Origin of the sequence: Anaerosporobacter mobilis DSM 15930, from assembly GCF_900142955.1 — a bacterium.
GTDB lineage: Bacteria > Bacillota > Clostridia > Lachnospirales > Lachnospiraceae > Anaerosporobacter > Anaerosporobacter mobilis.
Map to the genome: position 1 here is coordinate 174,618 of NZ_FRCP01000012.1, position 21,857 is coordinate 196,474.

The following is a 21,857-nucleotide window of genomic DNA, read 5'->3' on the forward strand; positions in this document are numbered from 1 at the left end:
CTATCGTTACGTAGAATATACATAGTAATAGGCAAGTTCTTTTGCTAGGGAGGTTTTATCAAATGGATAAAAATCTTAAGTTATTGGAACAATTAAGACAAGCGGAAATTATGTTAGAGAATGAAAGAGGGCTAAATCTACGGCAAAAACAAGAACTCAGAGAACATCAAAACCTAAGTCCATTCGCTTCATTTAGTGATGAATCTGGTGGAAGGGATATCTTAGAAGAACCTTGTGACCTAAGAACTGTATATCAAAGAGACCGCGATCGTATTTTACATTGTAAGGCATTTCGTAGATTAAAACATAAGACTCAAGTATTCCTTGAACCAGAAGGGGATCATTATCGAACCCGCTTGACACATACCCTTGAAGTAGCACAGAATGCTCGTACTATAGCAAGAGCGTTACGTCTGAATGAAGATTTAACTGAAGCGATTGCCCTTGGACATGATCTTGGGCATACCCCATTTGGGCATGCTGGAGAAAGAGCGCTAAACGAAGCTTGTAGAGATGGATTCGAACATCATAAGCAAAGTATTCGTGTGGTGGAACTACTTGAAAAACATGGAGAAGGATTGAATCTAACAAAAGAAGTCAGAGACGGTATACTGAATCATCAAACAAGTGGAAAGCCGTCTACGTTAGAAGGTAAGATTGTACGATTGTCAGATAAGATTGCTTATATCAATCATGATATTGATGATGCCATTCGTGGCATGATAATCAAAGAAGAAGATATACCAAGTATTTATACGGATATCTTAGGACATAGCTCGGGAGAACGTCTAAATACACTTATCCATGATATAGTAATTCACAGTGAAGGTAAGAATGATATTGTAATGTCACCAGAAGTTGAGGAGGCAATGCTATCGTTAAGAAAATATATGTTTCGTAGTGTATATACGAATAAAGTAGCGAAAAGCCAAGAAAAGAAAGCAGAAAACTTAGTGAAACAATTATTTGAATATTATGTAGAACATATGAATGAGTTACCAGAAGAGTATATTGAGATGATGGAGAAAACGAAAGAATCAGTAGAACAAGTTGTCTGTGATTACATAGCGGGAATGACGGATCGTTATGCAATAAGTAAATTTAAAGAATTAATGATTCCAGGTTCATGGGGAATCTATTAGCTTAGAAAGGAATGGCAATCTGATGTATTACCCAGAGGATTTAGTTGAAGAGATTAGACAGAGAAATGACATAGTTGACGTTGTTTCTGAGCACGTAAAGTTAAAGCGTACTGGAAATAATCATATGGGACTATGTCCGTTTCATAATGAAAAATCCCCTTCCTTTAGTGTTAGTGGACAAAAGCAGATGTACCATTGCTTTGGTTGTGGAGTAGGAGGTAATGTATTCACATTTGTTATGGAATATGAGAACTATTCTTTTGTTGAAGCTCTTAAGTATCTTGCTGAGAGAGTGAATATTACATTACCAGAACAAGAATATAGTGAAGAAGCGAAGAAGAAGAAGGATTTGAAAGGGCAGTTGTTAGAGATTAATCGACAGGCGGCAAAGTATTTCTTCTATCAGTTAAAATCAGAACGCGGTACAATAGCATATGAGTATTTGACAAACCGTAAGCTCAGCGATGAAACGATTAGTAAGTTTGGTCTTGGGTATTCTAATAAATATAGCAATGATTTATATCAGTATCTAAAACAATTAGGCTATAGTGATGAAATTCTAAAACAATCCGGATTGGTGTCCATTGATGAAACAAAAGGAGCGTATGATAAGTTTTGGAACCGAGTTATGTTTCCTATTATGGACGTAAATAATCGAGTAATTGGATTCGGTGGTCGTGTTATGGGAGAGGGGGAACCCAAATACTTGAATTCACCTGAAACATTACTGTTTGACAAGAGTAGGAATTTATATGGTTTGAATGTAGCCAGAACATCAAGAAAGCACAATATGCTTATCTGCGAAGGCTATATGGATGTTATCGCATTACATCAAGCAGGTTTTAACAATGCAGTTGCATCCTTAGGTACCGCTTTCACTGGCTTGCAAGCCAATTTGCTGAAACGTTATACGAGTGAGGTATTACTGACATACGATAGTGATGGTGCTGGTACGAAGGCAGCACTTAGAGCGATTCCTATATTGAAGGAAGCGGGGCTTAGTATTAAGGTTATTAATATGCAACCTTATAAGGATCCAGATGAGTTCATTAAGGCGCTAGGAGCCGACGAGTTCCAGAAGCGAATTGATGAGGCCCAGAATAGTTTTTATTTTGAAATCGAAGTTTTGGAAAGAGATTATGATTTGAACGATCCGGAGCAAAAAACAAAGTTCTTTAATGAGGTTGCTAAGAAATTATTAGTATTCACAGAAGAAATTGAAAGAAATAATTATATCGAAGCAATGGATCGCAAATACCATGTAGGATTTGATAACCTTCGCAAATTAGTGAATCATTATGGAGCTACATTGGTTCCTACGCAAACAGTCATTAAGAAGGTTCAGGAAAGAAGTAATAAGAGAGTTACAGCGGAAGATAGTATGAAACAAGCTAGTAAATTACTATTGACCTGGATGATAGAAGATATCAGGTTATTCCAGAAATTAAATGGAGTAATTAGTGAGAAGGATTTTGACGGGGAATTGTATCAAACGGTTGCTAGAATGCTGTTTCAGCAGTATAAAGAGCAAGGACAAGTTATACCTGCAAAGATAATTAATCAATTTGAAAGTAAAGAAGAACAAAGTGAAGTAGCTTCTTTGTTTAGTACTACATTTCAAGAAGAGATGAGTATGCTTGAGAAAGAAAAGGCACTGAATGATTTAGTTTACCGTATTAAAAAATATAGCTTAGATCTAAGAAGTAGGAATGTTACAGATATTGAGCAAATGCAAAGTTTAATAAAGGAACAGGTAGATTTACAAAAATTGCATATTTCTCTTATTGATGGTTAGAATATTAACAGATTAGGAAGAGGTGGACTACTATGGACGAAAATATGGCAAAGTTTGCGGAGAAATTAAAAGAACTCCTTGAATTTGCAAAATCCAAGAAGAACGTTCTTGAATATCAGGAAATTAATGATTTTTTTGCCGACTTTGATATCGACGAAGAAAAGATTGAAAAAATCTATTCTTATCTTGAAAAAAATGGGGTTGACGTACTACGAATTACATCGAATGAGGAAGAAGAGGATATTGTTCCAGAAGATATCCTTCTAGAAGATAATGAGGAAATTGATGATCTTGAAAAAATTGATCTCTCAGTTCCAGAAGGCATTAGCGTAGAAGATCCGGTTCGTATGTATCTTAAGGAAATTGGTAAAGTACCACTACTTAACGCTGATGAAGAGATACAGCTTGCTAAAAGAATGGAAGAAGGAGACGAGATGGCAAGAAAACGACTTGCAGAAGCAAATCTTCGTCTTGTTGTTAGTATTGCAAAACGTTATGTAGGAAGAGGCATGCAGTTCCTTGATTTAATTCAGGAGGGTAATCTTGGACTTATAAAGGCTGTTGAAAAATTCGATTATACGAAAGGGTACAAGTTCAGTACGTATGCAACTTGGTGGATTCGTCAAGCAATAACAAGAGCAATTGCGGATCAGGCTAGGACGATTCGTATACCTGTTCATATGGTTGAGACAATCAATAAGTTAATCAGAGTTCAGCGTCAATTGCTTCAAGAATTAGGAAGAGAACCACAACCAGAGGAAATTGCTAAGGTTATGAAGTTACCGGTAGAGAGAGTTCGTGAAATTCAAAAGATTTCTCAAGAACCTGTATCATTAGAGACACCAATTGGTGAGGAAGAAGATAGCCATCTTGGTGATTTTATTCAAGATGATAATGTGCCGGTTCCAGCTGAGGCTGCAGCATTTACATTACTAAAAGAACAACTTGTAGAAGTACTAAGTACGTTAACTGAGAGGGAGCAAAAGGTACTACGCTTACGTTTTGGTTTAGATGATGGTAGAGCTAGGACACTTGAAGAAGTCGGAAAAGAATTCAATGTAACAAGAGAAAGAATTCGTCAGATAGAAGCAAAAGCCCTTCGTAAGCTCCGTCATCCAAGCAGAAGTAGAAAACTAAAGGATTATCTAGAATAGAATAAACAGGTATAACAAAGCCAAAGATGAATCTGAACCTTCATCCCAGGCTTTTTTGTTTTCTGGATTTTCCTCCTATTGGTGTGAAAGAAACTATTCTTTACTGTATTTAGTAAAAGTGATACTATGTTATAGAGTATTATAAGCGTTGCTTGTGACGTTTACAGGGTAGAATTAGAAAGGGGGAAATATAGTGACTCTTCGTCATCTGAAATTATTTATAGAAGTGGCTGATACAGGAAAGATGAGTTTGGCTGCAGCAAAGTATTATATCTCTCAACCCACAGTAAGTCAGGCCATAAGAGAACTTGAAGAATATTATAATGTATTATTGTTTGAGAGATTATCTAAGAAATTATACATTACAAAAGATGGGGAAAAACTACTTCGGTATGCAAGAACAGTAGTACAAACATTTGATGAATTAGAAGAGAGAATGTTTGATCGTAAGCATACTCAAACATTACGTATTGGCGCAACTATTACAGTAGCTAACAGTCTAATTACAGATATCGCTGCGACTATGGCAATCAAATCACCAGATACGCAGGTTAATGTATATACGGATAACACCAGAGGGATTGTAAGTAGAATATTAAGATCAGAATTAGATATTGCATTAGTAGAAGGAGAAGTGAAAAGCTTAGATATTGTTTCTATACCTTGTATAGAGGATATTCTAGTTTTAGTATGTAGTCCAAATCATCGATTTGCTAAGATGGATATCATACCAATTGAAGAATTGGTGAACGAGAATTTTATTGTGCGTGAACTAGGTAGTGGTACAAGAGAATTATTCGAATCTAGTATGGCACAGATGAAGAGTAGAGTTACTATAGGTTGGGAATGTAACACGCCAGAGGTTATGAAGAAAGCAGTTGCGAATAATCTTGGTGTATCTGTTATGTCCGTTCGTTTGGTGAGGGATGAAATTGAGAATCAAACTTTATGTGCTAGATTAGTTAAGGGCTGCAATTGGAGCCGACAATTTAGTGTTATATACCACAAAGATAAATATATGACAGAATCTATGCGAGCTATAATGGAGATTATAAAGGCAATTGAGCCCTTAGAATCTATAAAAAGTTTAATTAAGATGGTTTAATTAAACAAATTGTGTATCAGATTAACGAATTATAATAGATATATCATAATAATAACTGGAAATGAATAATAATTTAGTAATAAAACTAAAAATACTAGAAATTCAAGATAAATTAATATAGAATAAATGGAACTTTTCCTACATAAGTGTTATAATAATGGTAATTACATGGAATATTACAAGTGTAATGAATGCAAGGGAAAAGGTGCCAGTTTGAAGAGGTACGAGATGCAAATATCAAAAAGACTTGGTGCAGCAGTTGCACTAGTAACTAAGAATAATCGTGTAGCAGATATAGGATGTGATCATGCATATACATCAATATATCTTGTGGAAAATAAAATTGCTTCCAAAGTAATCGCATGCGATATAAACAAAGGACCACTACAACGCGCAAAAGAGAATATTGCTAGGTATGGTTACAGTTCTATCATTGAGACTAGATTGTCAGATGGTGCTAAGAAGATAGAGCCTGGTGAAGTTGATACACTACTTGTCTCAGGAATGGGTGGTGGACTGGTAGTTAAGATATTATCGGATAGTAAAGAAGTAGTGGAGTCTTGTTCTGAATTAATCTTACAACCACAATCAGAAATCTTTCTGGTAAGAAAATACCTCCATGAGATTGGTTATCAGATTACAGATGAGAATATGGTTATAGATGAAGGAAAATATTACGTGATGATGCGTGCAACAAAGGCAGAAGGTCATCAAAGATATTCTGATGAAGTGTGTTATCAATATGGTGCCTTATTACTCAAGAATAAGAATGAGATTTTATATCAGTTCTTGAACAAAGAAAAAGGAACCTATGAGGGAATATTGCATAAGTTACTTAAGATGCAAACAGAACATTCGAAGAAGAGAGAAGATGAAGTAAAACAACAATTAGAATATATAGTAGAAGGATTACGATATTATGAAATGTAGAGATTTGATAAAACAACTAGAGACAATAGCACCTGTTCATTATGCAGAAAAATGGGACAATGTTGGATTGATTGTAGGGGATGAAGAACAGCAAGTGAACAAAGTACTTATAGCCCTAGATCCATCTACAGAAGTAATTGAACAGGCGATTGAACAACAATGTGATATGATAATAACCCACCACCCGTTGATTTTTTCACCGATGAAGAAAATCACAAGCAATGACTTTATTGGTAGACGAATCCTGAATATGATGAATCATTCCATAGCATATTACGCGATGCATACCAATATGGATATTGCTATAATGGCGGATGAAGCAGCAGCTATGATAGGACTAAAGGATACTATCGCATTAGAACCGATAGAATCTAATAACCTACATGTTGGAATTGGACGTTTTGGTAAGCTAACTAGGACAATAACTTTACTGGATTTAGCTAACGAGGTGAAAAAACAGTTTCATCTTGATGGGGTCCGTGTAGTTGGGGAATTAACCAAAGATATTAAAACGGTTGCAATATCTACAGGTTCAGGAGAAGATTTTATTGAACATGCCATAGAGAGAGGGGCGGATGTTCTTATAACAGGTGATATAAGACATCATAAAGCGCTTGATGCGATTGAGAGAAATCTTTGTATCATTGATGCTGGACACTATGGCACAGAGCGATTCATGGTTGAATGGCTAGCTGCTCATCTTGATGTGAGTAACGTTACTGCTATGGTGGCAAAGGAGCAATCACCTTTTAAAAATATATAGAGGAGATTATATATGAGTATAAATGTAATTATTAATGGAGAGACCAAAGTTTACGAAGAAAATACTAGTCTATTGGAGATAAGCAAAGATTTTCAAAAAGACTATCAAGAGGATATTATTCTTGCATTTGTTGATAACAAACTTAGAGAATTATTCAAAACAGTTACCAAAGACTGTACCGTGCGATTTGTGACTACAAAAGATTCTGCTGGTAGAAAAACATACAAAAGAGGTATGACACTGGTGCTTCTAAAGGCAATTCATGATGAAATAGGAAATCTGAATGTAGAAAAAGTACTGGTAGAGTATTCAATAGGATCCGGTTATTACTGCGAGATTAAATCAGATGCTATATTAGATGAAGCATTAATTGAGAGAATTGAAGCACGTATGAGAAAAATCATAGCAGATGATATACCATTCCAAAAGAGAAGTATTACAACGGATGAAGCAATAGAGTTATTCAAAAATTACCGTATGTATGACAAAGAAAAATTATTCCGTTATCGACGTGTATCGAAAGCGAATATCTATAAACTTGGTGGATTTGAAGATTATTTCTATGGGTATATGCCACCGAGAACTGGCATGTTACAATATTTCAAATTATATAAATACGATGATGGGTTAATTATGCAATTACCTAGTGATGAAGATCCAAGAGTGGTACCACCGTTTGAGCCAAGACACAAGCTTTTCGGAGTTTTAAAAGAATCGAATCGTTGGGGCAATACGATGAAAATCGAAACGGTTGGAGCACTTAATGATGTAATCTGTAAGGGTGGAATTAATGATTTAATCCTTGTTCAAGAGGCACTTCAAGAAAAGAAAATTGGTGAGATAGCAGAGCAGATTGTAGCGAATCGAACCAATAAATTTATTATGATTTCTGGTCCATCTTCATCTGGTAAAACAACTTTTTCACATCGTTTATCCATTGAACTTCGAACACATGGAATGAACCCGTTACCAATCGCTCTAGATAATTACTTTGTAGATCGTATGAATACACCTTTAGATGCAGAGGGTAATCCTAACTTTGAATGTTTAGAAGCAATTGATATAGAACAATTCAACAATGATATGATGAAGCTATTGAATGGGGAACGAGTTGAGTTACCATCCTACAACTTCAAGTTAGGTAAACGTGAATATAAAGGAAACTATCAACAACTTGGTGAGGATGATATATTAGTTATTGAAGGCATTCATGGTTTGAATGATAAGTTGTCACATTCTCTTCCAAAAGAAAGTAAATTCAAGATCTACATAAGTGCTTTAACGCAGTTGAATATCGATGAGCATAATCGTATTCCAACAACTGATGGTAGATTGATACGAAGAATGGTAAGAGATGCAAGAACAAGAGGAATTGCAGCAAAAGATACAATAGCAATGTGGGCATCGGTTCGAAGAGGAGAAGAAGAGAATATCTTCCCATTCCAAGAAGAAGCAGACGTCATGTTCAATTCGGCGCTAATCTATGAGTTAGCAATTCTTAAACTATACGCGGAGCCAATTCTATTTGGGATTGACCGTGAATGTACAGAATATGTAGAAGCAAAACGCCTATTAAAATTCTTAGATTATTTCATCGGTGTTAGCCCAGAAGAAGTACCACGTAATTCTATAATACGTGAATTCGTTGGGGGAAGTTATTTTAAAGTAGATTAAGAGAAGTTCCCGAGAACGGTCGTAATAAAAAAGTAACTGTTCAAATCATTGAGAGAATGAGCAGTTACTTTTATAGTAATGAAATATATTCTTATTATTCATGTGAGCAGCACTATAAGCCGAGTTCTGTATTAGATGATTATCTATCTAGTCTTACTGTTACCAGTAAGATCAAGCGACCAACCCGAAAGCACGGCGGGCAACCGTATCGCTCTCCATTCGGTCTTGCTTCGAGTGGGGTTTACATAGCCATTCTTGTTACCAAGAATGCGGTAGTCTCTTACGCTACCTTTCCATCCTTACCAAACGAATTTGGCGGTATATCTCTGTTGCACTAGCCTTGGAGTCACCTCCACCGGACGTTATCCGGCACCCTGCCCTGTGAAGCCCGGACTTTCCTCACCTAAGACCTTTCGGTGCTAATAGGCGCAATCATCTGTGCTACTCACAAGGATATATTCTATCATGAATAAGACAAGTTGTAAATTAAAAATCATAATTTATATCCAGAAAATTAAACCAAAGAAATACTTGTATTAAATTTCATACAATAAAAATGTAAGTTTTTAACATTTTATCTAGAATTTGGACATATATATATAAGCGGGATGTTATTTGGTAGTAAGTAATTAATACATACTATTATAGATTATATGCAGAATTATATTTTATAAAATGTGACCATTTGGGGACAAAGGAGGAGAAATTATGAATTTATTACAAACACCTTTAACTTTACTGGAAATTGAGCGACTACTTGAAAAGGAGCTTAGAGATGAAGAGAAAGATTACCGAATTATTGGTGATTTAGAACTTACTTATGAGGAGTTTTGTTTCCTTTCGCTGAAAGCAAAGGGGCTTCAGCGATATGAGAATGATTTGGCTATAATTGAGAAGTACAGATTTGTTACTTTAGTCACGTGGGTATTTTCAATGCGTTATGCAAACATAGAAAAGGAAAGTTATGAAGCTATGTATAACAAGGTTAATAAGTTACAGCAACATACGATGAGAAAGACGATTCATGTTATAGCGGGAACGTTTGAAGAGTATGGAATTAATACATATGGATTAGACATCTATTCGTTAGAAGGATTATTTGCATTGATTGGAATACATGCGGGAATCCCGAATAAAGCGCATAATCGATTATTTAATATATTAGAGGAATCTTTAAATTATAAAGATATGAATCGATTTGAACAGCAGTTAATGCTAGATTTAGAACCTAGAATGACAGTAATATATAATTATATGGAAGAAGATACGAAGAAAAAGTTGTTCCATGAAACAAGAGAGATTTTTATTGATTGTAGAATGAATAATCTATCACTTGAAGAATTAAAAGAAAAATATGTATATGCATCAAAAAGCATATTAAATAGCCTTGTTTGTTGGTGTGAAGAGTTAGAATATTATCAAAATCAAAAAGAAATTATAGCCTTGTATAAATGATATAAGTTAATAGGTCTATGATATGTAACCAATATGTTAGACTAGCAGGATTATCGAATTAATTATAGGACTAAAAGGCTCAAATAGCAAAAGGGATATTTGCTATTTGAGCCTTTTTCCGGTCTATTGAGAGTTATTATAGAGAAACTCTTGAAGGTTATGCACGGATATCAAAGGAATAACGTTTAAGAGAGGAGGTAGGTTGATCTCTTTCTATGATATCCTTAACGATATCTACTTCCTTCTGACGTTCTATAAATTCTGTTTGAAGTAAATATCCATTGCGAGCCATAGCGTCTTCTAATAAGTCAATATTATTTCTTAAAAGACTAGTTGAAAAATCATCTGACATGTAGAATTTGGCCTCCACATTACCACGAGTTAAATTAATGTGGATATCAGTAGGACCTAGGTTATCCATGTCTAGATGTAATAAGACGCTTATACTATCTGGATTCTCTTGTAAGTTCTTCTTTTTCGTATATACATATAGATCACTATGAACGAATTGATCTTTCATCTTGATTGGTAACTGTACGTAAGGAAAGAGTTGGTTTATTACTTTCATAAATTCCAGATTCTCTTGAAAATTCTGTGTTGTTCCACTTAATTGTGAAAACACATCTTTCAAACCTGTATTTTGCAAGAAGTCTCTCAAAGCAGTAATCTGATTGTACGTCGTATCAAAGTAATCATTCACCTTATTGTCCGCAATATCATTCGTTGTTAACGACATGGAGCTTCGAATGTGTTCTTTTAATACCCATTGATAAACTTGAGTGGAATACAAGGTTTTGGCATCTGGAGAATTCGTAGCTGGTAGAGCGGTTTTAATAGCATGTAATAAGGTATTCGTTCCAACCTGTCCGTTTACTATACCCTCACGAATATCTTGCGATAGTGGGAAGTCAGCAAGTGCTAAAGCTAGTGTTTGACGATTTTGTAGACTTAAGAAGGTTGATAATTCATTGTTATTAAATTGCTGATTTGTAAAATGATCTAGAATATGTCTAATAATTGGAGCTTGGAACATATCTGTTAACGGTGCATGCACTTTATTGGCGGTAGCTTCTATCTCTACTAGAGAGCTCTGTGATTCAAGATCCATTTGTTCTGCTATTGTGATGCTTTTTTGAATACAATCTATAACCTCACGGAGGGAAGCGGTTTGATTTTGGATCGCTTCGGTTAAAGAGTCTGTTAGTGCAAAAGGTCTTAGGATATCTAATAGGGTAGAAACCTCACTCTTTGAGCGAATAACAGAAGATAAAGGCAGATCTGTATCCCCATGGGTATCTCTTAAGAAGATGTCCATTAGTCCATCATTAATTGCGAGGAAGTTTTTTGCTGTAGTAAAAGTACTTACCTTGTCTAGAAGTTTTGGAATATCTTCTGCTATTGAACCTATTTCTTTGCTTAATCGGTGTTCATAATTTCGATAGTTTTCAAATTGTGTAGATGTCTCATTCGTAATAGGTATATTATGTTTATTCATAAGAACAAGAGTACCTATGGAAGCATTCTTATTCAGTAAAGATTGCTGGAAGAGTTTTTGAATGGTTTGTTTGTCGATAGACATATGATTATCCAATAATTCCAATACAATCATTTGATTTCGCTCACTTTTTTGTAAACCAGCTTCTTCTAACGCTTTGTTAATCGTAGCTAATCTAGCTTGTGATGGTTTAACCGATATCGCACGAAGAGCAATTCCATCTTCTGTCTCAACTGCTTTGAAGGTTGCAGTCTGGCCGATGGTAAGCTCAGGGTCTCCTTGAAGTGGATAGGTAATGGTCTCACCCAGATCCACCTTGATTGATACGGTATCATTCCTAATATCAGTAACTTCTCCGCGGATAATTTGGCCTTTATCTATCAGAATCTGTCCAGTTGCAGAATAACTAAGATTACTATTCCCAGTATTTGTCGCACCAGAAGAGGAGCCGGCTGTTGTTTGGAAGGTAGAGGTTTGTCCAGAAGATGGACGTTTCTTTGGTGTCATGTTGCTTGGATTCGAGCTAACATTTCCAATTGCATTATTTGATAAACTCATCGTTGCTGCTCCTTTCAAGCTCTTAGGTGAGTGCGAAGTTACGGAAGGCTGTTAATATGCTACAGTCTTCTTGATAGTGCACGAAACACGCTGCGCAACTAAGTTACTTTAAAGTGTGTTTCTAGAGTTACGTAATCAAGTCCATTGATATTATATATATCGGACTATATACCTAGATATATAAGTATACAATATATATTAAGATTGGACAAGTATGACCACGAGCTATGGTATTGTATAGAAGGGAGCGATGGACATCGTAATATATTATTGAAAGTTGGTATGTTAGGTTATATAATAAATGTAAATAATTAGATGCGGAGAGGAGTATTCAATATTGAAATCAGTTTTAGCAAAAATCTTGTTTGGTATTGGAACAATATTATTAATATGCTTTTTTGGAGGATTAGTATATCTATATTATGATTACTATAAATTATCGCCTTACGCTTCGACACCATTATATGTTTATAATGTAATACATGGATTAATATTTTTGCCACCAAGTATTCTCTGTTATATAATAGCTCTGATTTTACGGTCAAAGATAAAAACTAAGTAAAGAGGTATTGAAACTAATTTCAGTTTAGAATAAAAGGAGGAATTTTATATGATAATAAAAAATGGAATGTCATATTCCACTAATTATGGACGAGCAGCGGCTTATTTCTTAGGTACCTGCGCGCCTGCTCCAGAAGATGAGAAACGCTTACAAGCATTTAGAATTATCACTGGGATTTATGAAGTTATTGCCAAAGATGCGACCATAATAGGAGTTAAACCGGTAAATGATGTATCCTTTAATCCTTGGGAGCAGCAAAAAGGGCGTGAGAAGGAGGTAAAAATCATTCGTGATGCTGTAGCAAAGATTGCTTCTATGATGAAAGAGTTTTTTGAATTGGTGGAATCAGGTGAAGTACATGGGGAAGGATTGTTATTGGCTGAAGGTTCGGTTTCACCCAAAAGAGCTTTGGCAAAAGCACTTGAGGCAATAGGTATATCCATCGAAAAAGGAGATCGGGTTATGTTACGTATGCCTATTGGAGTAGCAGAAGGGTTAAAAGAACTTGCTGCCATCTCCCGTGAAGATAATGTACATATTATAGATAGTTCCATGTCTGATGCTGCATTTTTGCTATTTAGCCGTTGTGTATATGATACATCCGCTAACTGGGCAGCAGTGGCATTTGATAAACTGCTAAATGCACAGGGGGAACTTATTAATCTATGCAGCGAATTGGAAAAAAGAGGATTTAAACGTATTGATTGTCGTGATGGTAAAAGGATAAGTCTAGATTATGTTAAACAGCATGGAAAACAAGAAGAGCTTAAGATGGCTTGGGGAGAACGAAGCCACTCAGGTATTGAAGTGAGTTATGAAGATCTTCGTCTTGAGCCTTGCTTTATATGGATTCGAATGCCTATGTTCAAAAAGATACTAGAACATATCAAGGAAATGCCAGAAGAAACTGCTAAGTTCATCAGTGGTTGGACCAAAACATGCGATGGGTGTCGCTATTGTATTCAGACTGATAAAACTGGTACACGGCCGTTAGCAGCGATTGATATAAATGGAAGTAAAAAATGTCCATATTATCCTGGCTTTTCGTTGAATTGGCGTAATTTATCTCCAGAGCTTTCTGCTAATATACTTGCAGTGTTAGAGGAAGTGGACAGAATTTTAGATAATTAATAATATTTTGTGGTTATGAATAGTATCTAAGATTTCTTAAGTGTTATTGACCAAAAGAGTAACATGTGAAAAAATAGAAGTAAGCATAACTATGTATATAGGTGTCAATGTAATATATGAAGGGTAAAAAGAATATTATGGAATTTTTAGAGAGTGTTATATTTTTAATAGGATTATTAACGTTTGTCTGGTTTTTGTTGCCATTATTTACTCACGGTATTATGAATGTAGGGAATGCAACAGGGATTGTTGGAGGCTTTGTCGTGATGATATATGCTTGCCAGATGTCTCGTATTAACAGCTGGATCGAAAAAACCTGGAATTATACTTATAATAATATTAATATAGGGAAAATAACACTAAGTGCTATTGGTATAGGTGCAGTCATAGGTATTGGGTTAGTGCTCCTTTTGACAAGTTGTATGGTAACAGCGAATAGGAAGAAACCAAAAGAGAATGCAACAGTTATTGTACTTGGTTGTAGAGTTTATGGAGAGCGTCCAAGTTTGATGTTGATGGAGCGACTTGAAGCGGCGTATGATTACTTGATTGATAACACAGATTCCATGTGTATAATATCGGGAGGGAAAGGGATCGATGAAGATATTTCTGAAGCGGAATGTATGTATCGATATCTTACGGACAAAGGCATTAATCCAGAACGATTGTTTAAAGAAGAAAGATCAACATCCACACGAGAAAATCTAATTTATTCAAAAGAAATAATGGATCGCAAAGAACTTAATCAATATGTTGCTATTGTTACCAATGAATTTCATGAATACCGAGCAGGAAAAATCGCAAAAACCTTAGGATTAGAGTATTCAGCAGTTCCCTCAAGGACAGCTTGGTGGCTATTACCCACGTATTACGTAAGAGAATTGTATGCTATATTCTTTGAGTGGGTTTTCTAATTAAGAGAAAGAATTAAAACTGGGAGGTTACCGTAGAATGAAGAGGATTTGTTTACTGCCAATACATAACTGGATGCATAGAAATGCAAGAGAACTGGAGCTTGCAAGATGGAAGTATCTTTTTGAAGATGGGGACAAGATGGAGGTTGTTAATGCTTTGTTGTATTATCAGAATTCGGATGGTGGTTTTGGCAATGCTGTAGATCCGGATAATTGGAACCAAAATTCTGTTCCATATGGAACGTATTTTGTATTAGAGATACTAAAAGAAATTGATTTCTTTGATTTGTATCATCCAATTTATATTGGAATTAAAAAATACTTAGATTGTACTAGCAATTTTTTAGAAGGTTGGGTTTTCACATTGCCATCAAATCAGGAATATCCTCATGCGGCTTACTATAATTATGATGTGGAATATAACAAAGTAGAAAGCAAAGGGATCATAATAAGTTTCTGTTCTTTTATACTAGAACATTATCCACAATCAGCAATATATGATGAAGTTATAAAAATAGTGGATACAATGATTCGAGAAATGTATGCTGAAAATCAAGGGGATATGGGAGCATCTGGGTATGTAACGCTCTTTCTTGCTATGAAAAAAGCTAATTTAACTAATTATAATTATCATCAAATAGAGCAGATATTAAGAGAATTAGTAAATTGTTCAATTCAAAGAGAGCCAGAACAATGGTTAAGTTATGGATATCGTCCATCCGCTTATATTAACTCCAAAGATAGTATGTTTTATGTGGGTAATGAAGAGATTATCGAAAAGGAATTAGATTTTTTAGTTGATACTCTTCCACAAAATGATGTATGGCCAATATCTTGGAGTTGGTTTGAGAATAATGTTACATATCCGAAGGAATCTAGTATAAGTGAGAACTGGAGCAAAGCATATAAAACAATTGAAAAGGTCGTTTTTCTTAGAAATTTCGGTAGAACATACAAGTAGAACATACAAGGTGTAATGATACGAGTCATGTGAAGGTTCAGTTAATGTATCAACGAAATGGATTTGCATTAAAAAAGCATGCTCAGTCAAGAGAAAGTGTACTCTTCTGTGATATTATGAGTGAGAAAGAGGTGCTTATAGATACACGCATGGGAACAAATACAGGAATGTAGCATATCCATGCCAAGAAGAAGGGTATTTCAGTTATTTTAGGTGCAAAGTATTCTCTGGGAGAAGTCCCTGATGAGTTTATACATTATGAATTACCACAGGGAGAGTATATAGTCTGTTCTTTTGAAGCTGATAACTTTGAAGCTCTCGTCATGGATGCTCTTTATAAAGCACAGCAGTATATATATAATATTTGGATGCCAAACCATAAACTGCAAACCGAGGCATTTTGCGCAGAACGTTATGCAAGTCATTCTTCCGAAACTACAAATATAGAAATCTGGCTGAAACTAACAACATAAGATTAAACACATGGCACCGATGGCTATTTTATAAAGCCCTCGGTGCTTAATAGTTCATTTATTCTTCTTCGTTCGTAATAATTTCTGATTCTGTAGTTAACGTTGTAGTTTTATCACTTTTAAAACTATAAAAAGAAACAGTTCCTAATAGAACAAGTAAAATATTCACAACTACGAAAGCTACAAAGATTATACCAATTGTTTTCCAGATACGATGTGAGCGTCTATTCTTTGCTGCCAGTTGCTCGTTAATTCTGGATAATTGATCGGCGATAATGTTAGAATCAACTTCCTTTTCTACAGTTACACCCAGAAGTTCACTGACTGATACTTCGAAAAAATCGGCCAGTTTAATTAAGGTATCTGCATCGGGTACGGATAATCCTTTCTCCCATTTTGAAATTGTTTGACGTACTACATTTAATCTAATAGCAAGTTCTTCTTGTGTTATTCCTTTTATCTTTCTAAGATTTTTTAAATTCTCACTTAACATGTTTGTTACCTCCTTTGCTACTTCTATAGTACCCTGATTCTAGCCGTTGCTACAAGCAATGCATAATAACTTCGCTATAAATACACGAATGTTTCATAATAGTAACATAATACAATAACATTTAATTGCTATCAATATAGAGTTGGATTTTGTGATTGCGATATTTTGTGGGTAGAATCTACAAAGTTCAGTTAATAAAATTAGGTTTCACACCAATAAATATAACATTTATAACAATGAAGCAAAAGAAAAATAACTTAAAATCAAAATAAATTAATATAATTAATGAAAAGAGATGTAAAACTTTAAAATATAAAAAATGTGCAAAAAACAGTACATAAAATGCCAGATTTTTATGCAATTGTACAAATGTTATATAATAATTAATTTTATTGTTGAATCTCTGTACAATCTAGATTATAATCACGAGTAAGAACAAAGGCGTTCTTGGTACAGTAGATTATTACTGTCCAAGGGCGTCTTTTTGTATTTTAATGGCGGATTTTTTAGTTAGGAACTTAGTGTGAAATAAAAAGAAATATGTTTGCAGGTTATAGAAAGGGCAGGGGTATTGATATGAAAGAGATGTATGTAGAAGAAGTAAGACGTGTTAAACAAGGGTTGTATGATCCAAGATTCGAACATGATAACTGTGGTATCGGTGCAGTAGTAAATATTAAAGGTATCAAGACTCATAAAACTGTAGAAGATGCTCTTCGTATTGTAGAAAATCTGGAGCACAGAGCGGGTAAAGATGCGGAAGGAAAAACTGGAGATGGTGTAGGTATCTTATTACAGATTTCACACAAGTTTTTTAAGAAAGCAGTGAAACCACTTGGCATTGAATTAGGTGGAGAGAGAGAATATGGAGTAGGAATGTTTTTCTTCCCACAAGAAGAGTTAAGTCGAAATCAAGCAAAGAAAATGTTTGAAATAATAGTAGAAAAAGAAGGATTAGAATTCCTTGGTTGGAGAGAGGTTCCGACTCAACCTGATACATTAGGTCAAAAGGCAATAGAATGTATGCCTTGTATCATCCAGGGTTTCATTAAAAAACCAGCTGATGTGAATAAAGGACTTGATTTTGACCGTAAATTATACCTTGCTAGGAGAATATTTGAACAAAGTAATGACAATACATATGTTGTTTCTTTATCAAGTAGAACAATCGTATATAAGGGTATGTTCTTGGTAAATCAATTACGTTTATTCTTTGAGGACTTACAATGTCCTGAATATGAATCAGCAATCGCAACGGTACATAGCCGTTTTAGTACGAATACAAATCCTAGTTGGCAAAGAGCCCATCCAAACCGTTTTATCGTTCATAATGGTGAGATTAATACCATTCGTGGTAATGCAGATAAGATGCTTGCTCGTGAAGAAACAATGGAATCGAAGTATTTGAAGGGGCATATGCATAAAGTTATGCCAGTAGTTAATACGGAAGGTTCCGACTCTGCAATGCTTGATAATGCATTGGAATTCTTAGTAATGAGTGGAATGGAGTTACCACTAGCGGTTATGATAACAATTCCTGAACCATGGAGTAATGACCGAGCTATCAGTAAAGAAAAGAAGGATTTCTATCAATACTACGCAACCATGATGGAACCATGGGACGGTCCTGCTTCAATCTTATTCAGTGATGGTGATATTATGGGAGCAATCCTTGATCGTAATGGTTTACGTCCATCACGTTATTATATCACAAGTGATGATAATCTAATTCTATCATCAGAAGTTGGTGTACTTGACATTCCAGCAGATAAGATTATTAAGAAAGAACGTCTTCGTCCTGGGAAGATGCTGCTTGTAGATACTGTTAAAGGTGAATTAATTGATGATGAAGAGCTAAAGAATAAATACGCAAGAAGAAAACCATATGGTGAATGGTTAGATGGAAATCTAGTTTGTCTAAAAGATTTAAAGATTCCGAATAAGAAAGTTACGGAATATACCAAAGATGAGAGAGCTAAGTTATTGAAAGCTTTCGGTTACACATATGAAGATTACAAAACGACAATTCTTCCTATGGCAAAAGCTGGTGCTGAGCCAATCTCTGCAATGGGAGCAGACAGCCCACTTCCTGTACTATCAACGAAAGAGCAGCCTTTGTTCAACTACTTTAAACAATTGTTTGCACAGGTTACGAATCCACCAATTGATGCGATTCGTGAAGAAATAGTAACTTCTACCTCAGTTTACATTGGAGAAGATGGAAACATCTTAGAAGAAGTAGCTGAAAATTGTAAGGTTTTAAAGATTAACAATCCAATTCTTACGAATACCGATCTTCTTAAGATTAAGAACATGAAAGCAGATGGATTCAAAGTTGAAGAGATTCCAATTACGTACTATAAGAATACTTCCTTAGATAAGGCAATTGATCATTTATTCGTTGAAGCAGACCGTGCATACAAAGAAGGAGCCAATGTGCTAATTCTATCAGACCGTGGAGTTGATGAAAATCACGTTCCAATTCCTTCTTTACTTGCTGTTTCTGCCTTGCAACAACATCTTGTTAAGACTAAGAAGAGAACTCGAGTAGCAATGATTCTTGAAAGTGCTGAACCAAAAGAAGTGCATCATTTTGCAACATTACTTGGTTATGGTGCATGTGCAGTTAATCCATACCTTGCACAAGATTGTATCAAGCAATTAATTGATAATAACATGCTAGATAAAGACTATTATGCAGCAGTGGATGATTACAATAATGCAATCCTTCATGGTATCGTTAAGATAGCTTCTAAGATGGGTATCTCAACAATCCAGTCATACCAAGGTTCTAAGATATTCGAAGCAATTGGTATTGATAAAAATGTTATCGACAAATACTTCACAGATACAGTGAGTCGTATTGGTGGTATCACAATCAAAGATATTGAAAAACAGGTAGATCGATTACATTCAAGGGCATTTGATCCACTTGGGTTAAATGTAGATTTAACACTAGATAGTGTTGGTAGTCACAAATTAAGGAGCAATCAGGAAGAACATCTATATAATCCAAAGACAATTCATTTATTACAAGTGGCTACTCGTACAGGTAATTATGAGATGTTTAAAGAATATACAGCATGTATCGACGAAGAGGAAGCGGGACTTAATTTAAGAGGATTAATGGATTTTAACTTCCCTGAGAAGGGAATTGATATCAAAGAAGTTGAAAGTGTAGATTCCATTGTAAAACGCTTTAAGACAGGCGCAATGTCATATGGTTCTATCTCCAAAGAAGCACACGAAACCTTAGCCATTGCAATGAACCGCCTAGGAGGTAAATCAAACAGTGGTGAAGGTGGAGAAAGTTTAGACCGTCTTCATGTAGGTAAAGATGGTATGAATCGTTGCTCTGCAATCAAACAAGTGGCTTCTGGTAGATTTGGTGTAACTTCTGAGTATTTAGTAAGTGCCAACGAAATCCAAATCAAGATGGCACAAGGAGCAAAACCGGGTGAAGGCGGGCACCTCCCAGGTAATAAAGTATATCCTTGGGTTGCTAAGACTAGACACTCAACACCAGGTGTGAGTTTGATTTCACCACCACCACATCATGATATCTACTCAATCGAAGATTTAGCGCAGTTAATCTATGACTTAAAGAACTCGAACAAGAATGCTAGAATCTCGGTTAAGTTAGTTTCAGAAGCAGGTGTTGGTACGATTGCAGCAGGCGTTGCTAAGGCAGGTGCTGGAGTAATCTTAATCTCTGGATATGATGGTGGTACTGGTGCAGCTCCAAGAAGCTCTATCTACAATGCAGGACTTCCATGGGAACTTGGCCTTGCAGAAACACACCAAACATTAATTATGAATGGACTTCGTTCTAAAGTTCGTATTGAAACAGATGGTAAATTAATGAGTGGTCGTGACGTATTAGTTGCAGCTTTACTTGGTGCCGAAGAATACGGATTTGCTACTGCACCATTAGTAACAATGGGATGTGTTATGATGAGAGTATGTAACTTAGATACTTGCCCAGTTGGCGTAGCGACTCAAAATCCTGAACTTAGAAAGAACTTCAAAGGTAAACCAGAATACGTAGAAAACTTCATGCGATTTATAGCAGAGGAACTTCGTGAGTATATGGCTAAGTTAGGTATTAAATCAATAGATGAATTAGTTGGTCGTACAGACTTACTTAAAGTTAAAGATACATTCAAGAAAGAACACGCTAATAAGCTTGATTTGTCAGCAATTCTTGAAACGGAATATACAGATACTAACAATTCTCATATCTTTGATCCAAAACAGATCTATGATTTTGAATTAGAGAACACAATTGATGAGAAACTCTTCCTTAAAAAATTACGTCCAGCAATTGCAAATAGACAGAAAAAGACGATGGAAGCTGAAGTTACGAATGTGGATCGCTCACTTGGAACGATTCTTGGTTCTGAGATTACAAGGCTCCATGGAACAACATTAGAGGAAGATACGATTACAATCAAATGTCATGGTGCTGGTGGTCAAAGTTTTGGAGCATTTATACCAAAAGGTCTAACATTAGAGTTATCAGGTGATTGTAACGATTATATTGGTAAAGGTTTATCTGGCGGAAAGATTATTGTATATCCTCCAAAAGGATCAAACTTCAAAGCAGAAGAGAATATTATCGTAGGTAATGTAGCTTTATATGGTGCTACAAGTGGTAAAGTGTTCATCAATGGTGTGGCTGGCGAACGTTTCTGTGTACGTAACTCTGGTGCGTCAGCAGTTGTTGAGGGTGTGGGTGATCACGCTTGCGAATACATGACAGGTGGTCGCGTAGCTGTTCTTGGACGCACTGGTAAGAATTTCGCTGCTGGTATGAGTGGCGGTGTTGCATATGTACTTGATGAAGATAGCAACCTATACATGCGATTGAATAAAGAGCTAGTTGCAGTAGAACCAGTTGCTGATAAATACGATGTAATGGAACTTAAGAGTATGATTTCTGAACATGTTAAGGTTACGAATTCAGCCCGTGGTAAAGTAATTCTTGATGACTTTATGGGGTACCTTCCTAAATTTAAAAAGATCATTCCACATGATTACCGTAGAATGTTACAGACAATTGTACAGATGGAAGAAAAAGGACTTAGCAGTGAACAAGCACAAATAGAAGCATTCTATGCAAACACAAGGAAGTAGAGTGAGAAAAGGTTGAAAAAGCTTTGCTCTTGGAGATTTGTGCTTCGCATCAAGTTTTTGGGCTAGGGAATTGCGAAACTCTTCTCCATTACAAAGAGTTTCGCAATTGCCTAAAG

The 21,857-nt window shown here is 35.5% G+C and carries 16 protein-coding genes and 1 other RNA gene; 14 read left to right on the forward strand and 3 right to left on the reverse strand.

The annotated features are described in order from the left end of the window. Positions 1-110: 110 nt before the first annotated feature. The 7 genes from BUB90_RS12410 to BUB90_RS12440 all read left to right on the forward strand — a co-directional run bounded on the left by BUB90_RS12410 (position 111) and on the right by BUB90_RS12440 (position 8,563). Positions 111-1,142, forward strand: a complete 1,032-nt coding sequence (locus BUB90_RS12410; protein WP_073288269.1) for a deoxyguanosinetriphosphate triphosphohydrolase — start codon at positions 111-113, stop codon at positions 1,140-1,142. 22 nt (positions 1,143-1,164) lie between these two features. Then, positions 1,165-2,937, forward strand: coding sequence for a DNA primase (dnaG, locus tag BUB90_RS12415; protein ID WP_073288159.1), 1,773 nt, complete (start codon positions 1,165-1,167; stop codon positions 2,935-2,937). A gap of 32 nt (positions 2,938-2,969) precedes the next feature. Next, positions 2,970-4,091, forward strand: coding sequence for an RNA polymerase sigma factor RpoD (gene rpoD / locus BUB90_RS12420; RefSeq protein ID WP_073288161.1), 1,122 nt, complete (start codon positions 2,970-2,972; stop codon positions 4,089-4,091). 193 nt (positions 4,092-4,284) lie between these two features. Next, entirely contained in the window at positions 4,285-5,196 is a 912-nt protein-coding gene (locus tag BUB90_RS12425; protein ID WP_073288164.1) for a LysR family transcriptional regulator, read from the forward strand. A 228-nt stretch (positions 5,197-5,424) separates the two neighbouring features. Then, the gene (locus BUB90_RS12430; protein ID WP_073288166.1) at positions 5,425-6,126 is read left to right on the forward strand and encodes a tRNA (adenine(22)-N(1))-methyltransferase; all 702 of its coding nucleotides are present in this window, start codon (positions 5,425-5,427) and stop codon (positions 6,124-6,126) included. After that, a complete protein-coding gene (locus tag BUB90_RS12435) occupies positions 6,116-6,889 on the forward strand; it encodes a Nif3-like dinuclear metal center hexameric protein (RefSeq protein WP_073288168.1) in 774 nt (257 codons plus the stop codon). Before BUB90_RS12430 ends, BUB90_RS12435 begins: the two co-directional genes overlap by 11 nt. Positions 6,890-6,901: 12 nt before the next feature. Next, positions 6,902-8,563, forward strand: a complete 1,662-nt coding sequence (locus BUB90_RS12440; protein ID WP_073288170.1) for a nucleoside kinase — start codon at positions 6,902-6,904, stop codon at positions 8,561-8,563. A gap of 99 nt (positions 8,564-8,662) precedes the next feature. On the opposite strand, the gene rnpB is transcribed toward BUB90_RS12440, so the two are convergent. Further along, positions 8,663-9,011, reverse strand: an RNA gene (gene rnpB / locus BUB90_RS12445) — RNase P RNA component class A. A gap of 260 nt (positions 9,012-9,271) precedes the next feature. Here rnpB and BUB90_RS12450 point away from each other — a divergent pair. After that, complete coding sequence (locus tag BUB90_RS12450; protein ID WP_073288172.1) at positions 9,272-10,018, forward strand: hypothetical protein; 747 nt, start codon at positions 9,272-9,274, stop codon at positions 10,016-10,018. Between the two features lie 157 nt (positions 10,019-10,175). Here the strand turns inward: BUB90_RS12450 and fliK are convergent, their stop codons facing one another. Further along, on the reverse strand, positions 10,176-12,071 hold the full coding sequence (fliK, locus tag BUB90_RS12455) for a flagellar hook-length control protein FliK (protein WP_073288174.1): 1,896 nt from the start codon (positions 12,069-12,071) through the stop codon (positions 10,176-10,178). A 610-nt stretch (positions 12,072-12,681) separates the two neighbouring features. Here fliK and BUB90_RS12465 point away from each other — a divergent pair. From BUB90_RS12465 to BUB90_RS24290, 5 genes are all read left to right on the forward strand, one after another. Continuing rightward, positions 12,682-13,764 carry a hypothetical protein gene (locus tag BUB90_RS12465; RefSeq protein WP_073288179.1) on the forward strand — a complete coding sequence of 361 codons (1,083 nt, stop codon included), beginning with the start codon at positions 12,682-12,684 and terminating at the stop codon, positions 13,762-13,764. Between the two features lie 116 nt (positions 13,765-13,880). Then, positions 13,881-14,678: a YdcF family protein gene (locus BUB90_RS12470; protein WP_084139232.1), complete on the forward strand. Its 798-nt coding sequence runs from the start codon at positions 13,881-13,883 to the stop codon at positions 14,676-14,678. Between the two features lie 37 nt (positions 14,679-14,715). Beyond that, positions 14,716-15,639 (forward strand): hypothetical protein, encoded by a 924-nt coding sequence (locus tag BUB90_RS12475; protein ID WP_073288181.1) that lies wholly within the window; start codon positions 14,716-14,718, stop codon positions 15,637-15,639. Between the two features lie 44 nt (positions 15,640-15,683). Continuing rightward, positions 15,684-15,812, forward strand: a complete 129-nt coding sequence (locus tag BUB90_RS24105) for a hypothetical protein (protein ID WP_278277291.1) — start codon at positions 15,684-15,686, stop codon at positions 15,810-15,812. A gap of 78 nt (positions 15,813-15,890) precedes the next feature. Further along, positions 15,891-16,112, forward strand: a complete 222-nt coding sequence (locus tag BUB90_RS24290) for a GyrI-like domain-containing protein (protein ID WP_242952540.1) — start codon at positions 15,891-15,893, stop codon at positions 16,110-16,112. Between the two features lie 58 nt (positions 16,113-16,170). On the opposite strand, the gene BUB90_RS12485 is transcribed toward BUB90_RS24290, so the two are convergent. Next, positions 16,171-16,605, reverse strand: a complete 435-nt coding sequence (locus BUB90_RS12485; RefSeq protein WP_073288183.1) for a helix-turn-helix domain-containing protein — start codon at positions 16,603-16,605, stop codon at positions 16,171-16,173. A gap of 576 nt (positions 16,606-17,181) precedes the next feature. Here BUB90_RS12485 and gltB point away from each other — a divergent pair. Then, positions 17,182-21,741: a glutamate synthase large subunit gene (gene gltB / locus BUB90_RS12490; RefSeq protein WP_073288274.1), complete on the forward strand. Its 4,560-nt coding sequence runs from the start codon at positions 17,182-17,184 to the stop codon at positions 21,739-21,741. The last annotated feature ends 116 nt before the right edge of the window (positions 21,742-21,857 follow it).

Coding starts and splice junctions, on each gene's coding strand:
- BUB90_RS24105 (WP_278277291.1), top strand. CDS start 15,684: ATGTATCAACGAAATGGATTTGCATTAAAAAAGCATGCTCAGTCAAGA.
- BUB90_RS12410 (WP_073288269.1), top strand. CDS start 111: ATGTTAGAGAATGAAAGAGGGCTAAATCTACGGCAAAAACAAGAACTC.
- BUB90_RS12440 (WP_073288170.1), top strand. CDS start 6,902: ATGAGTATAAATGTAATTATTAATGGAGAGACCAAAGTTTACGAAGAA.
- BUB90_RS12470 (WP_084139232.1), top strand. CDS start 13,881: ATGAAGGGTAAAAAGAATATTATGGAATTTTTAGAGAGTGTTATATTT.
- BUB90_RS12450 (WP_073288172.1), top strand. CDS start 9,272: ATGAATTTATTACAAACACCTTTAACTTTACTGGAAATTGAGCGACTA.
- gltB (WP_073288274.1), top strand. CDS start 17,182: ATGAAAGAGATGTATGTAGAAGAAGTAAGACGTGTTAAACAAGGGTTG.
- dnaG (WP_073288159.1), top strand. CDS start 1,165: ATGTATTACCCAGAGGATTTAGTTGAAGAGATTAGACAGAGAAATGAC.
- BUB90_RS12475 (WP_073288181.1), top strand. CDS start 14,716: ATGAAGAGGATTTGTTTACTGCCAATACATAACTGGATGCATAGAAAT.
- BUB90_RS12465 (WP_073288179.1), top strand. CDS start 12,682: ATGATAATAAAAAATGGAATGTCATATTCCACTAATTATGGACGAGCA.
- BUB90_RS12485 (WP_073288183.1), bottom strand. CDS start 16,605: ATGTTAAGTGAGAATTTAAAAAATCTTAGAAAGATAAAAGGAATAACA.
- BUB90_RS12430 (WP_073288166.1), top strand. CDS start 5,425: ATGCAAATATCAAAAAGACTTGGTGCAGCAGTTGCACTAGTAACTAAG.
- fliK (WP_073288174.1), bottom strand. CDS start 12,071: ATGAGTTTATCAAATAATGCAATTGGAAATGTTAGCTCGAATCCAAGC.
- BUB90_RS12435 (WP_073288168.1), top strand. CDS start 6,116: ATGAAATGTAGAGATTTGATAAAACAACTAGAGACAATAGCACCTGTT.
- rpoD (WP_073288161.1), top strand. CDS start 2,970: ATGGACGAAAATATGGCAAAGTTTGCGGAGAAATTAAAAGAACTCCTT.